The sequence below is a fragment of the Streptomyces sp. ITFR-21 genome (assembly GCF_031844685.1).
GTDB lineage: Bacteria > Actinomycetota > Actinomycetes > Streptomycetales > Streptomycetaceae > Actinacidiphila.
This window is the reverse complement of record NZ_CP134605.1, coordinates 2,442,440-2,458,791: the sequence shown is the minus strand read 5'-3', so window position 1 is coordinate 2,458,791 and position 16,352 is coordinate 2,442,440. Positions and strand designations below refer to the sequence as shown.

Below are 16,352 nucleotides of genomic sequence, written 5' to 3'. Positions count from 1 at the left end.
CCATGAACCGCCTGCCTGTCTCCCATCCCGCGCTGGACTTCATGATCACCCACCTTTGCGGACGGGTGGACCGCGTCCGCCGCCAGGAGCTGTCCCGGGGCGCGTCCGCCGTCGAATGGGTGGTCATCTCCGCCATCGTGGTCGGGATAGTGGTCGCCATCGGCTTCACCATCAAGGGCGCACTCAACGGCAAGGCCGACGACGTCAAGCAGTGCATCGACGGCGCCAACGGCGACTCCGGGAATTGCTGACCGGGGTGCGGGGGAGCGGGCAATGAGGGGGACCACCGAGGCACTGCGCCGCGCCGTACGCCGCGGACGCGACGCCGCGCGGGGCGACAGCGGCGTGGGCGCGCGTAAGCGTACCGCCGGCGCTCGCGTCGGCGGCGACCGCGGCATGACCGCGATCGAGTTCGTGTTCCTGACCCCGGTGCTGTTCTTCATGATCTTCGCGACCGTGCAGTTCGGCCTGTATCTCTTCGCCGACCACGTCGCCCAGGCCGCAGCCCAGGCCGGGGCCCGCAAGGCGCGCGACCAGGCGGACGTCGACCCGACCGGCTGGTCCGACACGGCCACCAGCACCGCCCGGACGTACATCGAGCAGCTCGGCCCGAAGCTGCTCACCGGCGGCAGGATCAAGCCGGTCCAGCCCGACCCGGTGACGGTCGGCGTCCAGGTCGCCGGCGACGTACCGACGATCTTCCCCGGCCTGCACTTCCACGTCCGGGAGCTCTCGCAGGGCCCGGTGGAGCGGTTCGTCGCGGACACCCCGGGGGACTGAGCCGATGCGCAGCCGAATCCTCGGAGCCCTCCGCCGCGCCGCCGCCCTGCGGCACCGGACCGACGGCCGTGACGGCCACGACGACGACGCCCGCGCCCGCGCCCGCGCCCGCGGCTGTGGCTGTGGCTGTGGCTGTGGCGACCGCGGCCTGTCCACCATCGAGGTGGTGATCCTGGCACCGGTGATGATCCTCTTCATCCTGGTGCTGGTCGCCTTCGGCCAACTCGTCGGCGGCCGGGGCGCGCTGGACGGCGCCGCCCGGGACGCCGCGCGGGCCGGCTCCCTCCAGCGCGAGCGGGACATCGCCCTCCGGCAGGCGAAGGAGGCGGCCGAGAACGACCTCGGCGGCACCTGCGTCGACGGCACCGTGTCCGTACGGCAGGTGGGCGACGGCGGATTCAGGGCCGGCTCGCTCTTCCAGGTCCGGGTGAGCTGCACCATCCGCGGCCTCGGCTCGCTCGGGCTCGACATCGACAAGACCCTGACGTCCACGGCCGTCTCACCGATCGACCCCTACCACCGGACGGTGCCGGACTGATGACGAACCCCCGGATCACCCCCACCCTCCGCACCGTCCTCGCCGACCGCCTGCAGGCGACGCGGCACGGCGACCGCGGCTCCGGCACCGCCGCCGTGCTCATCTTCGCCCTGCTCTTCATGTCGCTGGCGGCCTTCGTCGTCGACGGCGGACTGTCGATCTCCAAACGCGAACGCGCCGCCGACATCGCCGAACAGGCGGCCCGTTACGCGGCCGAGGACATCGACGTCGAGGCGCTGCGCGCGGCCGACGGCGCCACCGCGGCCGTGATCAAGACCGCCGACTGCACCACCGACGTACAGACCTTCGCCGCCAGGTCCGGCCTCGACCGGGAGGACATCGACCACTCCGGCTGCACCCTCGCGGAACCCGACCGGGTGGAGGTGTCCATACAGCTCACCTACCGGCCGATACTGACCGGCTTCTTCTACGACAAGCCGGTCATCGTACGCGGCACCGCCGCCGCCGAGTCCATCACCGGCGCCGCGAACTGACCGACCCCCGCGCCGGCGGCGGCCACCAGTCCGTACCGGCCGGGACCCGTACCGGCCGGGACCCGTACCGGCCGGACCCCCACTGGCCCGGAACCCGTACCGGCCCGGGACCCCGGATCAGCCCGCACCCGTCCGTACCGACCGCAGACCCAGCGCCCGCCCGTACCGAAGGCAGAAGAGGAAGCAGCCATGGCACGCACCACCGCCACGGGACGTAACCGCGCGCCGCAAGGCGGCACGGCGGTCCGCCCACCGCGCGGCCGGCGCACGGTCGGCGACGTCGTACGGGCGCTGGCCGCGTTCCTGGCGCTGGGCGTGCTGCTGGTCGGCGTGCCCGGAGCGCTGCTGTACTTCGTCGGCTCCCCCTTCCCGCACCACCTCGACTCCGACCTGGTGCAGCAGCCGATCACCGCGGAGACGTTCGTCAACACCCTCGCCGTCGTGGTGTGGCTGGCGTGGGCGCAGTTCACCGCATGCGTGGTCGTAGAGACCAGAGCCGCCCTATCCGGCGTGGGCCTGCCGCACCGGGTGCCCGCCGCCGGCCCCAGCCAACTGCTGGCCCGGCGGCTGATCGCGGCGCTGCTGCTGATCGGCGTCGGCACCGCGGGCCTGGTCCCCGGACTGTCCCAGGTGGGCCGGCACCACCAGGCGGAGAGCCAGGCGCGGCCCGGCGTCGCCGTCACCGCCCAGCAGACCCCAGGCCGGCAGGTACAGCGGACCGCCGCCGTACCGCAGCAGCAGACCGCCCCGCGCGCCGCCGCGAGCCAGGGCGCCGCACACACCGCCCGGCAGGCGACCAAGTTCTACCGGATCACCCCGCCCGGGGGCCGCCACCACGACACGCTGTGGGAGATCGCCCAGCGCCACCTCGGCGACGGCCGCCGCTACAAGGAGATCTACCAGCTCAACAAGGACCGGGTGCAGCCCGACGGTGCACGGCTGTCGCAGGCCAGCCTGATCCGGCCCGGCTGGGTGATGGAGATGCCCGCGGACGCGCACGGCGGCGAGCTCGTACAGATGCCGGCCACCTCCCCGCACACCGCCCCCGACGTGCTGCGGTACGCCGAGCACGGCGGCGCCGCGGACACGGTGGCCGAAGGCGCGCACGCCGCCGCGCCGACCCCGGCCGCCGAACCGGCGGCCGGACCCGCGAGGACCGCCCCCATCGGCGGGACCGCGACCCGCGCCGGGCACGAGCCGTCCCCGACCACCGCCGCCGCCGTCACCGCCGTCACCTCCCCCGCCACCGCCTTCGGCCTGCCGGAAGCGCTGATCGGCGCCCCACTGCTGGCCGCCGGCCTGCTCGCCGCACTCGGCCGCCGCCGCCGTACCGCCCTGGCGCAGTCCGCCACCGCGGGCGCCCTGCACACCCCGCGCACCCCCGGCGGCCCGCAGGCCGATGCCGCCGACGCGCTGCGGATCGGCGCCGACCAGGACACCGTCACCTTCCTCGACCACGCCCTGCGCGCCCTGTCCACCCGGCTCGACGGCGAGGGCCGCCGACTCCCCACCGCGTATGCCGCCTGGCTCACCGGCGACAGCCTGCACCTGCAACTCGCCTGGCCCGAAGGGCAGCCGCCCACGCCCTGGCAGCTCGGCCAGGACCAGACGTTCTGGCGGCTCGACCGCGCCGACCTGCCCGAGGACGCCGACGTGTCCGCCGCCGCCCCCTACCCCGGGCTGGTCACGCTCGGCACGCTCGACGGCGTCCGGCTGCTGCTCAACCTGGAAGCGGTGCCCGGCATCGTCTCGCTGGCCGGCGCCCGCGCCGACCGCGAGGCCGTCCTCGCCTCCGTCGCCGCCGAACTCGCCACCAACGGCTGGTCGGACCGGATGACCGTCACCCTGGTCGGCTTCGCCGAGGACCTCACCGCCCTCGCCCCCGCCCGCGTACGGCACCTCGCCGACGTGCCCGAGACCATCGAGGCCATGACCGCGGAGACCGCCCAGCGCGCCGGGGCGCTGCGTACCGCAGGCCAGGACAGCGTCCTCACCGGCCGTACCGGCCGCGCCCAGCACACCCAGTGGGCCCCGCACCTGGTCCTGCTCGCCGCCGAACCCACCGACGAGGAGGCCGACCGTCTCGCCGAACTCGCCGCCGACGCCGGCCGACTGGGCATCGGCTACCTCGTCGCCTCCAGCCGCCCCGAACTGCCCGGCGCCGCCTGGGAACTCGAAGTCACCCCCGCCGGACGGCTGCTGGCCCCCCTGCTCGGCCTCGACCTGGCGGCCCAACTGCTGCCCGCCGACCAATACCAAGCCGCCCTACGGCTGTTCGCCGACGCGGGCGACGACGCCGGCGATGACGACGGACCCGGCCCGGCCGCCCCGCCCTTCCTCGTCGACCTCTCCGACCAGGGCCGCCCCGGCGTGTACGCCCGCCTGCTCGGCCCATTCGAGATCATCGGCCTCGACACCCCCGACGCCGAACGCGGCCCGGCCCTCCACGAAGCGCTCGCCCTGCTCCTGCTGCACCGCGAAGGCGTCCACCCCCGGGTGCTGGCGTCCGCGCTGTGGCCGCGCGGCGTCACCGAGGACGTACGCGACGCCCTGATCGAACGCCTCCGCGACTGGCTCGGTACCGACCCCGGCGGCGCCGCCCGGCTCACCGTCGACGACACCGGCCGGATCGTGCTCGCCACCTCCGTCGTCTCCGACTGGGACGTCCTGCAGACCCTCCACCACGAAGCCACCGAGGGCCGGGCCGCCGCCGACCCGGCCGCTCGGCGCCGCCTGCTCACCGATGCCCTCTCACTGGCCCGCGGCCCCCTCCTCGCCGACCGCTCGCCCGGCCGCTACGGCTGGCTCGGCCACGAGATGGTCGACGCCCACCACCCCGTCCTGGTCGCGGAGACGGCCCTCGCGCTGTCCCGGCTCCACCTCGACGCCGCCAAGCCCAAGGCGGCCGTCGCCGCCGTCGAGACCGGCCTCACCGTCTCCCCGGACGACGAACGCCTCTGGCTCGAACTCCTGCGCGCCACCCACGCCACCGGCGACCCGGCCCGCCTGGAAACCGCGGCCCGGTCGCTCGTCGCCCGCGGCAACGCGGCAGCCGGCCCCCACCGCGGGCTCCCGCCGCGCGTCGAGGCGCTGTTGGACGAGTACCTCCCGGCGTGGCGCGGCGACACCGCCAACTGACCCCCCACTGGAGCCCCGAGCCTTGCCCCCCGCCTATCCCCCCCCAAGAGCCCCAGGAGCGCAACGTCCCTCGCGGTCGCCCGGACCCTGACCGGCGCGCTCGCCCTGACCACGTGCGGCGGCTCAGGCGACTCGGCGGGCGACCGGATCAGCGGCGCGCCCGCGGCGCCGTTGCCCGCGACGGTGACCGCCCCGCCGTCCTCCCGGCGGCTTCGACGCCGCCGGGCGCGCCGGAGATCAGGCTGCCGGCGGATGTGCAGGTGCGGATCGAGGACCCGGGGAGGAGGCGGGACGCGGCGGAGGGCGCGGCGGTGGCGGGGCTGGAGTACGTGATTTTGACTCTTTCTGGACGGTTCGGCGCAGGGTGACCGTGAGGTGCCCTCCATGCGGTACGCCTACGCAGGCAGTGCGGGCCTGTATCGGTCGCAACGTATCCACGCCGTCCGGCAGTCCGGCCAGACGATCACCAGGGCCTACCGGTACTACCGCCTGAACGTCCAGCCAAGTGGCAGGGGGATGCTCCCCCACTGCTGCGAGGACCAGAGCAAGGCCTTTGGCAAGGACCTCAGGACGGGAATGGTCAATGGCAATGCGCCGAGCGACAAGAGTTACCTCTACTACCACACGGTCAGCCAGTTGCAAGACGCCGTCGGCACATGGCAGATCTTCCGGGTCAGTTGGACGAAGGGAGCCGCGCAGTGCCTGAACGGCTGAGGAAGCGGACTGCGCTCGCGGTCGCCGCGCTGACCGCCCTTTCCCTCGCCCTGCCGCCTGCCGCCTGCCGCCTGCCGCCTGCCGCCTGCCGCCTGCCGCCTGCCGCCGCGATGGCGGACGGACCGCTCACGGGCGGCGACCAGGGGGTTCCCATCCGCCCTCCGGCAACGCCCCGGCCGGCAGCGCGGGCTGGTGGATCGACGTGCACGTCGAGACCCGCACCCGCTACGACAGTGCCGTACCCGGCGCCGGGACCACCCCGTCGCGGTCCGCCGACGCCGACTGGGCGCCGCCCGGGTGCTGGTTCAAGCCGCGCTTCACTCCCGATCAGTACCGGACGTACTTCCGCGACGGCCTCAAGGGCTGGTGGACGGGCCGGGAGTACGTTGAGCCGCTGCGCGAGGAGTTGGAGGCGGAGAAGTACCACCGGGGCGAGGACGGGCTGTGGTGGCAGATCACCTACAACCCCGACGTCTCGGCCGCGTACGCCCTGGCGCACTGCGCGCCCTATGACGAGCCCGAGGTCTGGGTGCCCACCGGTGATCCGGAGCCGCCGCCGGCGGTGCCGACGGCGCTGGACCTGAAGGACGTCGCGTACTCGCGGACCAGGCCGCCGAACCCGCCGGTGGCGCTCAGCCCCGTCGCGGCGAACCAGACGGTGAACCTGGCGACGCACGTGCGGTTCGCGGGAGCCTTCGGCCGCGTCCACACGACGGCCGAGATCGAAGCGCCGCAGTACGGGGTCGACGTGGCCGCCACCGTGGTCGCGGTGCCGACCGCGCTGCGCGTGGACGCGGGTACGCCGTATGCCGGGCCGCAGGTCTGCACGTACGACCTGGCGAAGCGGCCGGACGGCCGCGTTCAGGCCGACTCCTCGGCCGACGCCCGCAACGTGACCTACCGGAAGGCGGGCGCGTACACGCCGCACGCCGAGTTGACATGGAAGGTCACCTGGACGCCGTCCGCCGACGCGAACGGTCCGGCGGCGGCGCCCGCACTACCCGATGGGCTGTCATATGCCGATGTGGCCGTAACCTCCAGGGAGATGCAGACCGTTGTGAGGTAGTGACGACCGACAACGGAATCCGGTGGTGTCCGGAGGTGCGCGGGTGAGCGACCTCCAGGTCACCCAAGAGGTACTGACCGACACGGAACGACTCCTGGGCAGGCTGTACGGCGAGTTCCGTACGGTCTCGGCACACCGCGACGCGCTGCACGACGCATGGGGTTGCGGCGAAGTCGCCGCCGCTATGGGCGCGTTCGTGGACAACTGGTCCTGGTACCGCAAGAGGCTGCTTACCCGTATCGAGGCGGTGGGCGGTCTGGCCGGCTCGGCGCGGGAGACCTTCCGGTCGACCGATCAGCGTCTGGCGCAGGGGGGTTGAGCGGGGCACGGGCGGCGGCCGGGCACCGTTCCCGGCCGCGTGACTGGCATCCCCTCGCCGACACGGACCCGGTCCCCGGCGATCCCGCCGCGATCCTCGAAGAGGTCGCGCACATGAAGCGCGTCGCCGCCCTGCTCAGAACCGAGGCGAAGGACCTCAAGGCCATCACCGAGGGCCGGGGTCTCAAAGGCCGGTACGCGGACGCGCTGCGCGACGGCGCGGGCGAGTTGGAGGTGCGGTTGCGCGAGACGGCCGAGCGCTACGAACGCGTCCACGGCGAACTGACCCACTGGGCAGGGGAACTTGCGGGTTTCCAGGCGGAGGCGGACCGCATCCTGCTGGCAGCGCGGGCGGACGCGGAGCGGGCCGCCGCTTCCGGTCTGGTTTCCGGCCTGGACTCGGGGCCGGGTTCGGTGCACGTTTCCGGCCCGGGGTCGGGGTCGGGGCCGGTTTCGGGTGCGGACCCGGGTCCGGCTTCCGGGGGTGACCCCGCCGAGGATCCGACAGCCGCCCACCGTACGTCCCTTGCGAAGGTCACCGCCCAACGGGACCATCGCGCGGCCCACTACGCCGCCCGGATCCGCGACCGGATCGACGACACGATCAGGGACAGCCGGTGGGAACGGGCCAAGAACGCCATCGACGGCCGGCGGGGCGTCGTCTCTTTCGCCGTGGACGTGATGAGCTGGGTCGCCACCGGAATCGCCGTCACCGCGATCACCATGACCCCGGCGGGCTGGGTGGCCGGTCTCGCGATCTGGCTCACCTTCGGCGTCCTCGCCGGCCACCTGCTTCTCGCCTCGGCCGGCGACGGATCCTGGGCCGACGTCACCATGGACCTCTTCGGCCTGCTCACGATGCGGGCCGGCACGCTCGCCCTCACCCGGCTGCGCGCGGTGCGCGACGCCACCAAGTCCGCGGCGGAGCTCGCCGCCGAGTCGCGGGCGGCGGAGGAGGCGGCCCGCGCGAGCCGCTCCCTGCGCGACCGTACCTCGGCGGTCCTCAACCGCCGCGCCTCCACCCGGGCGCGGCGGGCCAAGGCCCGCCATGACCGCAACATCGCCCGCGCGGCATCCCGCCGCGCGGGCGAGGCGGCGGCCTCGGCGGAGGCGGCCCTCCCCATGCCGTCGGCCTCCCGCTGGGAGGCGGCAGCGGTGGGTGGGGAGCGGGAGACGGCGAATCTCTTCCAGGACGTCAAGCGACTGCGGGCCGCGTACGAGGATGCTCCGGCGGTGCAGCGGGCGAGTTCGGGGGCGGAGACGCACAGGCGGTTATTTCAGGGCACGTGGATCGCTGCGAGCACCGTGGACGGGATGGACAAGCTGCTCGGCACCAGCGATGCCGTCCCGAGCAAGCCCGCTTACGGGCCGTACAGCGATCGGAAGGCCCGCTACACGAAGGAGGTGGGGAGTCCGTGGTGATCAGCGCGAATCCCGTGAAGGACGTTGGAGGCGAGGACCGTGCTTAGCCGCGCGTCATTGGTCAGTCCCCTGCTTGCACGAAGCGGCAGGCTGGTCCGCGGGGGCGGTTTGCTCGCCCCGCTCGGCCTATGTCTCATTGCGGTCACCGCACGGCTGGTGGGGGGCCTATCGAGGCACGGCTTCGTCGACGAGGTGCTCGGTCTGACCGCTGTCGGCCAAATGCTGGTGTGGTGGGGGATGGACGGCATCCGGCGCAGTCGGGGGTGGTGCTCGGGCGTGGTGTCGCATGTGTGGACCGGTGGCGTTATGACCGGCTTGGCGGTGTCCTCGACCGCGATTTTCGAACTCACCCCCATCCCCCTCATCGCTCCCCTCGTTGCGACCCTCGCCCGTTGGCGGATGCGGCGGGACGCGCGCAGGGCGGAGGTTGCCCGGTGACCGTGATGCCCGACGGGCCCGTCGGGTACACCCTGCTGCTGCCTCCGGGATGGACCCGGATCCCGCTGCGGTGCGGCACGCACGAAGCGCTGGACGAGAAGGTGTTCCGGCGGGTCGAGCGGGTTCCGCGGGGGGTGGCGCGGGAGGCGGGGATGGCGTATCGGCTGTATGTGCGCCGGCGGGTGGAGGAGCTGGTGGGGGAGGCGCGGAAGGCGGGCGGGCTGGATCTGTACGTGCCGGTGGGGGCGCGGCCCGGTGGGAGGGTGCTGGCCGCGTCGTTCGTGGTGGCGGGGGTCGAGGGGGAGCGCGGCGTGGCGGCTGAGGCGGTGCTGGGGCAGCCGGCGGGGGTTGCCGGGGCGGCGGCGGAAGTGCGGGGGGTGGCCGGGACCGTGGGGGTGCGGCGGGAGTACGTGGCGGAGGCGAAGGAGGGGGAGGCCGATGTGCCGTCGCGGCATGTGGACTATGTGGTGCCCGTGCCGGGGCGGGAAGGGCGCTGGCTGGTGGTGAGCTTCTCGACCGCGGGGGACGGGGACCCGGAAAGCGCGTTCACGCGGGCCGTCGCCGACCTGTTCGACGCCGTGATGACGACTTTCAGCTGGGCGCCCGGGGCGGGGGCCGCGTGACTACGGGTCGTAGCAGGTCGTAGCGGGTCGCAGGTGCCGCGCCTCATGCCCGCGCCCGCAGTCCCGCCTTCTTCGCGAGGTTGCCGCACGTGTCCATCGAGCACCAGCGGCGGGCGCCCGGCCGGGAGTGGTCGAGGAAGAAGGCGCCGCAGATGGGGGAGGCGCAGGGGCGTAGGCGGGGGAGGAGCGCGGGGGACGTGGCGAGGTCGAGCGCGTCGCGGGCGATGAGGGCGAGGGTGGCCGTGACGGGGTCGGCGGCGTGCCAGCGCAGCGCGCCGGAGGGGGTGAGCCGGGGGACGGGAAGCGAGGCCGTCGCGGCGGAGTTGAGCCGGGTGCGGGCGGCGGGGGGAAGCGCCGCGGGGCCGTCCGGGCCGAGTGCGGCCAGGACCAGCGCGTGAACCGCCTCCCGCAGGGTCACCGCCTCCCGGAGCTGCCCGGGAGCGGGTACGGGTACGGGTACGGTGCCGTCCCCGAAGGGCCCGCACTGCGCCACCCACGCGGCCAGCGCCTCCGGTTCGGCCAACTCCTCGGTGACCTCGGGCGTACCCCGGTACCGCAGGGTCCGCAGGAAGTCCAGGCACAATCGGCCCGAGCCCTGGCGGAAGCGGACGGGTGCGGCGGCTCTGTCGGTCATCGGGCCAGCCTACCGGCCGAACCGGTATAACTGGTACGGTCGTGCGGGCCCTGGTTCACCGGTTAAACCGGTGCCGTATTCTCGCCCAGCCCAGCCCAGCCCAGCCCAGCCCAGCCCAGCCCAGCCCAGCCTGTCGTGCCGCCCCCGTCCCGCGCCCAGCCCACCCGAAAGGCCCCGATGTCCCACCCCGCCGACCTCGTACCCTCCGGGCGCGCTCCGGACAGTGCGGCCACCGGCGCGGCGCCTCAGGGCCCGCCCCGCAGCCTGATCGTCCTGCTCGCCGTCTCCTGCGGCCTGACGGTCGCCAACCTCTACTACGCCCAGCCGCTGCTCAGCGAGCTGCGCCACGACTTCGGCATCTCACCGGTCACCGCCGGCGGGCTCGTCACCGCCACCCAGATCGGCTACGCCGTCGGCCTGCTGCTGCTCGTACCGCTCGGCGACGTTCTGGAGAAGCGCCGGCTCACCACCGTGCTGCTCTCCGTCACCGTCGCCGCTCTTGTCCTCGGCGGTCTGGCCCCCGACTTCCCGGTGCTGCTGGCCGCCTCCCTGGTGATGGGGCCGACGCTGGTGGTCACCCAGATCCTGGTGCCCTTCGCCGCCGACCTCGCGCCGGACGCGTCGCGGGGGCGGGTCGTCGGGCAGGTGATGAGCGGGCTGCTCACCGGCATACTGCTGTCCCGCACCTTCGGCAGCCTGCTGGCGGGCGCGACCAGTTGGCGGGTCGTCTTCCTGACCTCGGCGGCGCTGATGACCGTGCTGACCCTCGTGCTGCGCGCCCGCCTGCCCCGCCGCGCCCCCTCCGCCCCGGCGGGCTCCCTGTCGTACCGCGAGCTGCTGCGCTCCACGGTCCGCCTGATGAAGGTGCACCCGGCGCTGCGCCGCAGGACGTTCTACCAGTCGGCGATGTTCGCCGCGTTCTCGGTCTTCTGGACCACCATTTCCTACGTGCTCACCAGCCCGCCCTTCGACTACGCGCAGTGGCAGGTCGGCCTGTTCGCGCTGGCCGGGGCCGGGGGCGCGCTGGTCGCGCCGTTCGCCGGGCGGTGGGCGGACCGCGGCCTGGTACGGCCCGCGACGGCCGTCGCCTTCGCGGCCACGGCGCTGGCGTTCGCCCTCGCCGGGTTCGGGCGGCACAACGTGATCGCGCTCGGCGCGGCCGCCGTGGTGCTGGACATGGGCACCCAGACCACCCTCATCCTCGGCCAGCAGGTCGTCTACCAGCTCGACGGCCGGGCCAGGGCCCGGCTCAACAGCGCCTTCATGGCCACCTTCTTCGTCGGCGGCGCGATCGGCTCCCAGGCCGGCTCGTACGCCTACCACGCGGGCGGCTGGACCGCCGCGACCGTCCTCGGCGCCGCCCTGCCCGTGGTCGCCCTGCTCGGCTGGACCACCGAGCTCCGTCGCGCGACGTCCGGCTGAGCCCCCGCCGCGGGAGGAGGACTCCCGGCCCGCGGCGCCCCCGGATCCCTCCGACACGGCTCAGGCTCAGACCCTCCCCACCGCCGCCAGGATCTCCGGCAGCCGCCCCAGCAGCCGCGGCGCGGTGAAGCGCAGCGCCACCGCCCCCACCGCGGCGCCGTAGGCCATCCCCGCCGGCAGCACCGTCCACAGCAGCGCGTTATGCCCGGTGAGGTGGAGGCCCACCGACAGCGCCAGCACCGGCAGGCAGCACACGGCCCCGCTCAGCGTGCCGCCGAACACGTTGAGCGCGACCAGGCCGCCCTGTCCCGGCGCCGCGTTGCCGAACGGGTTGTCGTGCGGCACGGCGTACGGGAAGCGCACGCTGGCATACGCGCCGGTCGCGGTCAGCGCGCCCAGGAACGCGAAGGCGAGGCCCAGCGTCTCGGGCAGCGCGGCGAGCCGGCCGAGCAGCAGGGCGGCACCCGCGGTGACCACCGTGACGTACGGCACCGCGATCGCCACCAGCGCCAGGGCCCGGCCGCGCAGTTCGAGCGCCGCGTCCCGGCGGGTGGATATGGTCGCCGCCACCGTCCAGAACGCCGAGCCGTCCATGCCGAACTGGTTGTACAGCTGCATGCCGAGCAGGCCCGCCGCCCACAGGCACTGGTAGACCGTGCCGTGCTGCACCACCGCGACCAGCGGCAGCAGCAGGCCGACCGCCAGGCCCGTGGCCAGCGACGCCCGGGAGCGCGGATCGCGCCACAGGTAGTGGAACTGGCGCTCCATCACCGTGCCCGTCCGGCCGCCGACCAGCCGGCCCGGCAGCAGCCGGGCGGCCCGCGCCGGCCACCCGGCCCGGCCGGCGCTCCTGGCCGCGTCCGCCGCCGCCACGACGGTCGAGGCGTCGGGCGACACCATCAGACGGAACAGGCTGCGGTACCACCAGCGCAGGATCGCCGCGAGCACCACCACCCCGTACAGCAGCTGCACCGCCGCCAGGCCGTAGGCGCCTTGCCCGGTGGAGCGCACCGCGTCCACGACCGGGGCCGGCGGTATCCAGCGCAGCACCGAGGCGGCGGCCGTGATCCGGCGCAGGCCGCCGTCGGAGGACAGCGAGCTGACGCCCAGGTTGACCAGTTGGGCGCCGACCGCCACGAACAGGCCGCTGAGCAGTGCCAGGTCGCGGCCCCTGCGGCTGGTCAGCAGCCGGGTGTTGGCGGCGGCCACCGCCCGGGACAGCGCCACGCACGTCACCAGCAGCAGCACGACCGCGCACACCGCCACCACCGCGGCGGGGCCGCCGTGCGCGACGGCGACCACCGCGCCGGTGGAGACCAGCACCGTGAACAGCGGGCCGACACCGATCAGCGAGGACACCAGCAGCGCGGTGGTCAGCCGGCGCGGGCGCAGCGGCAGCATCGCCAGCCGGGTCGGATCCAGGGTGTCGTCGCCGCCGAAGAAGAACAGCGGCATCACCGCCCAGCCCAGACCCAGGCAGACGGCCAGGGCGACGGCGGCGGCCGGCGCGTAGTGGCCGCCGCGCAGCGCGATCATGCCCGCGCCGAGCCCCAGCGCGTAGAGCATCGAGAAGCCGACACCGGCAGACCAGCCGATCGCGCGGCCCCGGGACCGGCGCAGGCCGTTGCGGATCACCGTCAGTTTGAGCCGGACGAAGACGGGCGTCACCGAGGGCGCCCGGGTGGCCCGGGCCGAAGCGGCGGCGGGCGGCGCCCCGGCGGCGGCCGGCGCTCCGGGCCCGGTCACCGGGCGCCTCCGCCGAGCCAGTCCAGGTCCTGGCCGCCCCGCCGGTCGGCGCCGACCAGCGAGAGGAAGGCGTCCTGCAGGGTCGGCGCGGCGCCGCGCACCTCGGCGAGCGGGCCGCGCGCCACGATCCGGCCGGCCGCCATCACGGCGACCCAGTCGCACAGGCTCTCCACCAGCTCCATCACGTGCGAGGAGAACACGACGGTGCCGCCGGAGGCCGTGTAGCGCTCCAGCACTCCGCGGACGATCTGCGCGGACACCGGGTCGACGCCTTCGAACGGCTCGTCGAGGAAAAGGACTTCGGGGTTGTGCAGCAGCGCCGCGGCCAGGCCGGTCTTCTTGCGCATACCGGTGGAGTAGTCGACCACCAGCTTGTGCTGGGCGTCGGCGAGGTCGAGCACCTCCAGCAGCTGGGCGGCCCGCTTGTCGACCTCCGGGCCGGGCAGGCCGCGCAACCGGCCGGTGTAGCTGAGCAGTTCACGTCCCGAGAGCCGTTCGAAGAGCCGCAGCCCCTCGGGCAGCACCCCGATCCGGGACTTCACCGCCACCGGGTCCGACCACACGTCGTGGCCGACGATCTGCACGCTCCCGTCGTCGGGGCGCAGCAGGCCGGTCACCATGGACAGCGTCGTGGTCTTCCCGGCGCCGTTCGGCCCCACCAGACCGATGAAACGGCCCGCGGGAAGTGCCAGATGGATGCCGGCGACGGCGGTGTGCCCGCCGAACCGCTTCCACAGCCCGCGCACCAGCACCGCAGGCACCGGGCCGCCCGCACCCTCCGCACCGCTCGGCGCCCCGGCCGCGGTGGCCCCGTAGACGGGCAGCTCCCGGTACGGCCGCGGCCTGTTCGCCGCACCCTGCCTGTCGTCCTCCGGCCGCCCCATCCCGCGGCACCCCTCCCCGCTGCTCCCCCGGGCCGCGCCCCCGCCACCCGTCCCGGCGGCGCGCACGGCTTGTCCGTGCGATCGGCCCTGCGATCATCCGTGCGACCACCTTAGAGGGGACCACTGACAGTGACGGCCGGTCCCGCCGGGTCACAGGCCCGGCGCGGGCTCAGCGGGGGAGCACGGGGAGCACGCGGCGCGGCGCGGGCCGCGCCGACCGCCGCGGAGCACGAGCGGCGCGGTGCGCCCCCGCCGTGCCCGCGGCCGGGCGCCCGACCGCGCGTCCCCCGCCGCTCCCGTTCGGTGCCGGACCGCCGCCGCGGCGGTCCGGCCGGTGAGCTGTCGCGGAACCCCGGCGGTAGCGCCCGCGCGCCGCGCGACCGCGGCCGTCACGAGGAGTCACGGGGGACCCGTCGCTCATGTGGGCGCACTGGTGCACGACTGGGGGCGCGTGTGGGCACCCGGCCCCGAAACCGGGTAACAACGGACGGTCAACAGACGCCGGGTGCCTCCCGGCACGGGTGAATTTCCGCCACTACGAGCGTAATCGGACTTTCTGGTGGGAAATGACGAACCGAGGGACAACGAGGGGGGACCTATGGCGGCGCGACCGTTAGTGGCACGGCAGCCCAACGAACGACTCCAGGCACTGATCCAGGAGGCCAACTGCTCCAACGCGGGGCTGGCCCGCAGGGTCAACATGTGCGGGGCCGAGCACGGCCTCGACCTGCGCTACGACAAGACGTCCGTGGCCCGTTGGCTGCGCGGCCAGCAGCCGCGCGGCCGGGCACCGGGCATCATCGCCGAGGCGCTGGGCCGCAAGCTCGGCCGGGCCGTCTCCATAGACGAGATCGGCATGGCCAACGGCAAGAACCTGGCCACCGGCATCGGCCTGCACTTCGCGCCGACCGTGCTCGGCGCGATCGAGCAGGTCTGCGAGCTGTGGCGCAGCGACGTCGGCCGCCGTGACTTCCTCACCGGCTCCACCGTCGCCGCCTCCGCGCTCGTCGAGCCCAGCCGGGACTGGCTGATCACCCGCCCCGACCAGGGCGTGGCCCGCAACGGCGGGGCCCTGGTGGGCATGTCGGACGTCGCGGCGGTCAAGGCCACCACTCAGGCGCTCACCGACCTCGACCACCGCTTCGGCAGCGGCCATGTGCGGCCGGTCGTCGTGCACTACCTCAACAGCGTCGTCTCCGGGCTGCTCGGCGGGAGCTACCGGGAGGCGGTGGGCCGCCAACTCTTCTCCGCCGTCGCCCGGTTGACCGAGCTCGCCGGGTATATGGCGGTCGACACCGGCCAGCCCGGCCTGGCCCAGCGCTACTACATCCAGGCACTGCGGCTCGCTCAGGCTGCCGGCGACCGCGGGTACGGCGGATACATCCTCGCCGCCGGCATGAGCCACCTCGCCGCCTCCCTCGGCAACCCGCGCGAGATCGCCCAACTCGCCCGTGCCGCCCAGGAAGGCGCCCGTGGCCAGGTCACCGCCACCGCCGAGGCGATGTTCTACGCCGCCGAGGCCCGCGGCCACGCCCTGCTCGGCGACGCCCGCACCTTCGCCGCCGTCGCCGGGCTCGCCACCGAGGCCATGGACCGCTCCCGGCCGGAGGAGGACCCGGACTGGATAGCGCACTTCGACCGCGCCTACCTCGCCGACGAACTCGCCCACTGCCACCGCGACCTGGGCGAGGCAGAGCCCGCCGCCCGCCACGCCGAGGAGGCACTCGCCGCGCACCCCGAGACGCGGTCCCGCCGCCGCGCCATCGACCTGCTGCTGCTTGCCGACGCCCAGGTCCAGCAGCGGGAGGTCGAACGGGCCTGCCACACCGGCGCCCAGGCCGTCGCCCTGCTGTCCGGCCTGCGCTCCAACCGCGGCACCGAGTACCTGGAAGGCTTCCGCCACCGCCTGGAGCCGTACGAAGCGGAGCCCGCGGTGCGGGAGTTCGACGCCCGGCTGGCGGAACGGGAAGCGGCCTAGGGACAGTCGTCAGGATCTGCGTGGGCGGCGGAGCGGGGTCCGGTGCGTCGCCGCTGTGAGGCGGCGGAGGCAGGCGGCGCGGTGCGTCGTCGGTCGAGGAGAGCGCGGCAGGCGTGCGGAGCGGGGCCCGCGCCGCCGCGGAGATGCCCACAACCGG

15 protein-coding genes are annotated in these 16,352 nt (G+C 74.4%); 12 read left to right on the top strand and 3 right to left on the bottom strand.

The window, feature by feature from the left end; translation table 11 throughout:
* Window positions 1-2: 2 nt before the first annotated feature.
* From RLT57_RS10840 to RLT57_RS10795, 10 genes are all read left to right on the top strand, one after another.
* Window positions 3-251 (top strand): Flp family type IVb pilin, encoded by a 249-nt coding sequence (locus RLT57_RS10840; RefSeq protein WP_311297169.1) that lies wholly within the window; start codon window positions 3-5, stop codon window positions 249-251.
* A gap of 145 nt (window positions 252-396) precedes the next feature.
* Complete coding sequence (locus RLT57_RS10835) at window positions 397-780, top strand: TadE family protein (protein WP_399129816.1); 384 nt, start codon at window positions 397-399, stop codon at window positions 778-780.
* A gap of 4 nt (window positions 781-784) precedes the next feature.
* Window positions 785-1,318 (top strand): TadE/TadG family type IV pilus assembly protein, encoded by a 534-nt coding sequence (locus RLT57_RS10830; RefSeq protein WP_311297167.1) that lies wholly within the window; start codon window positions 785-787, stop codon window positions 1,316-1,318.
* Complete coding sequence (locus RLT57_RS10825; protein ID WP_311297166.1) at window positions 1,318-1,812, top strand: pilus assembly protein TadG-related protein; 495 nt, start codon at window positions 1,318-1,320, stop codon at window positions 1,810-1,812. The genes RLT57_RS10830 and RLT57_RS10825 overlap by 1 nt, the downstream gene beginning before the upstream one ends.
* Window positions 1,813-2,001: 189 nt before the next feature.
* Window positions 2,002-4,950: a LysM peptidoglycan-binding domain-containing protein gene (locus tag RLT57_RS10820; protein WP_311297165.1), complete on the top strand. Its 2,949-nt coding sequence runs from the start codon at window positions 2,002-2,004 to the stop codon at window positions 4,948-4,950.
* 384 nt (window positions 4,951-5,334) lie between these two features.
* A complete protein-coding gene (locus tag RLT57_RS10815; RefSeq protein WP_311297164.1) occupies window positions 5,335-5,664 on the top strand; it encodes a hypothetical protein in 330 nt (109 codons plus the stop codon).
* A 202-nt stretch (window positions 5,665-5,866) separates the two neighbouring features.
* Complete coding sequence (locus RLT57_RS10810; protein WP_311297163.1) at window positions 5,867-6,730, top strand: hypothetical protein; 864 nt, start codon at window positions 5,867-5,869, stop codon at window positions 6,728-6,730.
* A gap of 43 nt (window positions 6,731-6,773) precedes the next feature.
* Window positions 6,774-7,049, top strand: coding sequence for a hypothetical protein (locus RLT57_RS10805; protein WP_311297162.1), 276 nt, complete (start codon window positions 6,774-6,776; stop codon window positions 7,047-7,049).
* A gap of 113 nt (window positions 7,050-7,162) precedes the next feature.
* Complete coding sequence (locus RLT57_RS10800; protein ID WP_311297161.1) at window positions 7,163-8,470, top strand: hypothetical protein; 1,308 nt, start codon at window positions 7,163-7,165, stop codon at window positions 8,468-8,470.
* 434 nt (window positions 8,471-8,904) lie between these two features.
* Window positions 8,905-9,531 carry a hypothetical protein gene (locus RLT57_RS10795; RefSeq protein ID WP_311297160.1) on the top strand — a complete coding sequence of 209 codons (627 nt, stop codon included), beginning with the start codon at window positions 8,905-8,907 and terminating at the stop codon, window positions 9,529-9,531.
* Window positions 9,532-9,574: 43 nt separating this feature from the next.
* Here RLT57_RS10795 and RLT57_RS10790 read toward each other — a convergent pair whose 3' ends face one another.
* Window positions 9,575-10,165, bottom strand: coding sequence for a CGNR zinc finger domain-containing protein (locus RLT57_RS10790; RefSeq protein WP_311297159.1), 591 nt, complete (start codon window positions 10,163-10,165; stop codon window positions 9,575-9,577).
* Between the two features lie 177 nt (window positions 10,166-10,342).
* On the opposite strand from RLT57_RS10790, the gene RLT57_RS10785 reads away from it, so the two are divergent.
* A complete protein-coding gene (locus RLT57_RS10785) occupies window positions 10,343-11,587 on the top strand; it encodes an MFS transporter (RefSeq protein ID WP_311297158.1) in 1,245 nt (414 codons plus the stop codon).
* 66 nt (window positions 11,588-11,653) lie between these two features.
* Here RLT57_RS10785 and RLT57_RS10780 read toward each other — a convergent pair whose 3' ends face one another.
* Both RLT57_RS10780 and RLT57_RS10775 read right to left on the bottom strand, forming a co-directional pair.
* The gene (locus RLT57_RS10780) at window positions 11,654-13,333 is read right to left on the bottom strand and encodes a transporter (RefSeq protein WP_311297157.1); all 1,680 of its coding nucleotides are present in this window, start codon (window positions 13,331-13,333) and stop codon (window positions 11,654-11,656) included.
* On the bottom strand, window positions 13,330-14,217 hold the full coding sequence (locus tag RLT57_RS10775) for an ABC transporter ATP-binding protein (protein WP_311297156.1): 888 nt from the start codon (window positions 14,215-14,217) through the stop codon (window positions 13,330-13,332). The genes RLT57_RS10780 and RLT57_RS10775 overlap by 4 nt, the downstream gene beginning before the upstream one ends.
* Before the next feature lie 598 nt (window positions 14,218-14,815).
* Here RLT57_RS10775 and RLT57_RS10770 point away from each other — a divergent pair.
* Window positions 14,816-16,195 (top strand): transcriptional regulator, encoded by a 1,380-nt coding sequence (locus RLT57_RS10770; protein ID WP_311297155.1) that lies wholly within the window; start codon window positions 14,816-14,818, stop codon window positions 16,193-16,195.
* Window positions 16,196-16,352 lie beyond the last annotated feature (157 nt).

Bases quoted from the DNA above. Each gene is read 5' to 3' on its own strand.
- RLT57_RS10840 (WP_311297169.1), top strand. From the start codon at position 3: ATGAACCGCCTGCCTGTCTCCCATCCCGCGCTGGACTTCATGATCACC.
- RLT57_RS10835 (WP_399129816.1), top strand. From the start codon at position 397: ATGACCGCGATCGAGTTCGTGTTCCTGACCCCGGTGCTGTTCTTCATG.
- RLT57_RS10830 (WP_311297167.1), top strand. From the start codon at position 785: ATGCGCAGCCGAATCCTCGGAGCCCTCCGCCGCGCCGCCGCCCTGCGG.
- RLT57_RS10825 (WP_311297166.1), top strand. From the start codon at position 1,318: ATGACGAACCCCCGGATCACCCCCACCCTCCGCACCGTCCTCGCCGAC.
- RLT57_RS10820 (WP_311297165.1), top strand. From the start codon at position 2,002: ATGGCACGCACCACCGCCACGGGACGTAACCGCGCGCCGCAAGGCGGC.
- RLT57_RS10815 (WP_311297164.1), top strand. From the start codon at position 5,335: ATGCGGTACGCCTACGCAGGCAGTGCGGGCCTGTATCGGTCGCAACGT.
- RLT57_RS10800 (WP_311297161.1), top strand. From the start codon at position 7,163: ATGAAGCGCGTCGCCGCCCTGCTCAGAACCGAGGCGAAGGACCTCAAG.
- RLT57_RS10790 (WP_311297159.1), bottom strand. From the start codon at position 10,165: ATGACCGACAGAGCCGCCGCACCCGTCCGCTTCCGCCAGGGCTCGGGC.
- RLT57_RS10785 (WP_311297158.1), top strand. From the start codon at position 10,343: ATGTCCCACCCCGCCGACCTCGTACCCTCCGGGCGCGCTCCGGACAGT.
- RLT57_RS10775 (WP_311297156.1), bottom strand. From the start codon at position 14,217: ATGGGGCGGCCGGAGGACGACAGGCAGGGTGCGGCGAACAGGCCGCGG.
- RLT57_RS10770 (WP_311297155.1), top strand. From the start codon at position 14,816: ATGGCGGCGCGACCGTTAGTGGCACGGCAGCCCAACGAACGACTCCAG.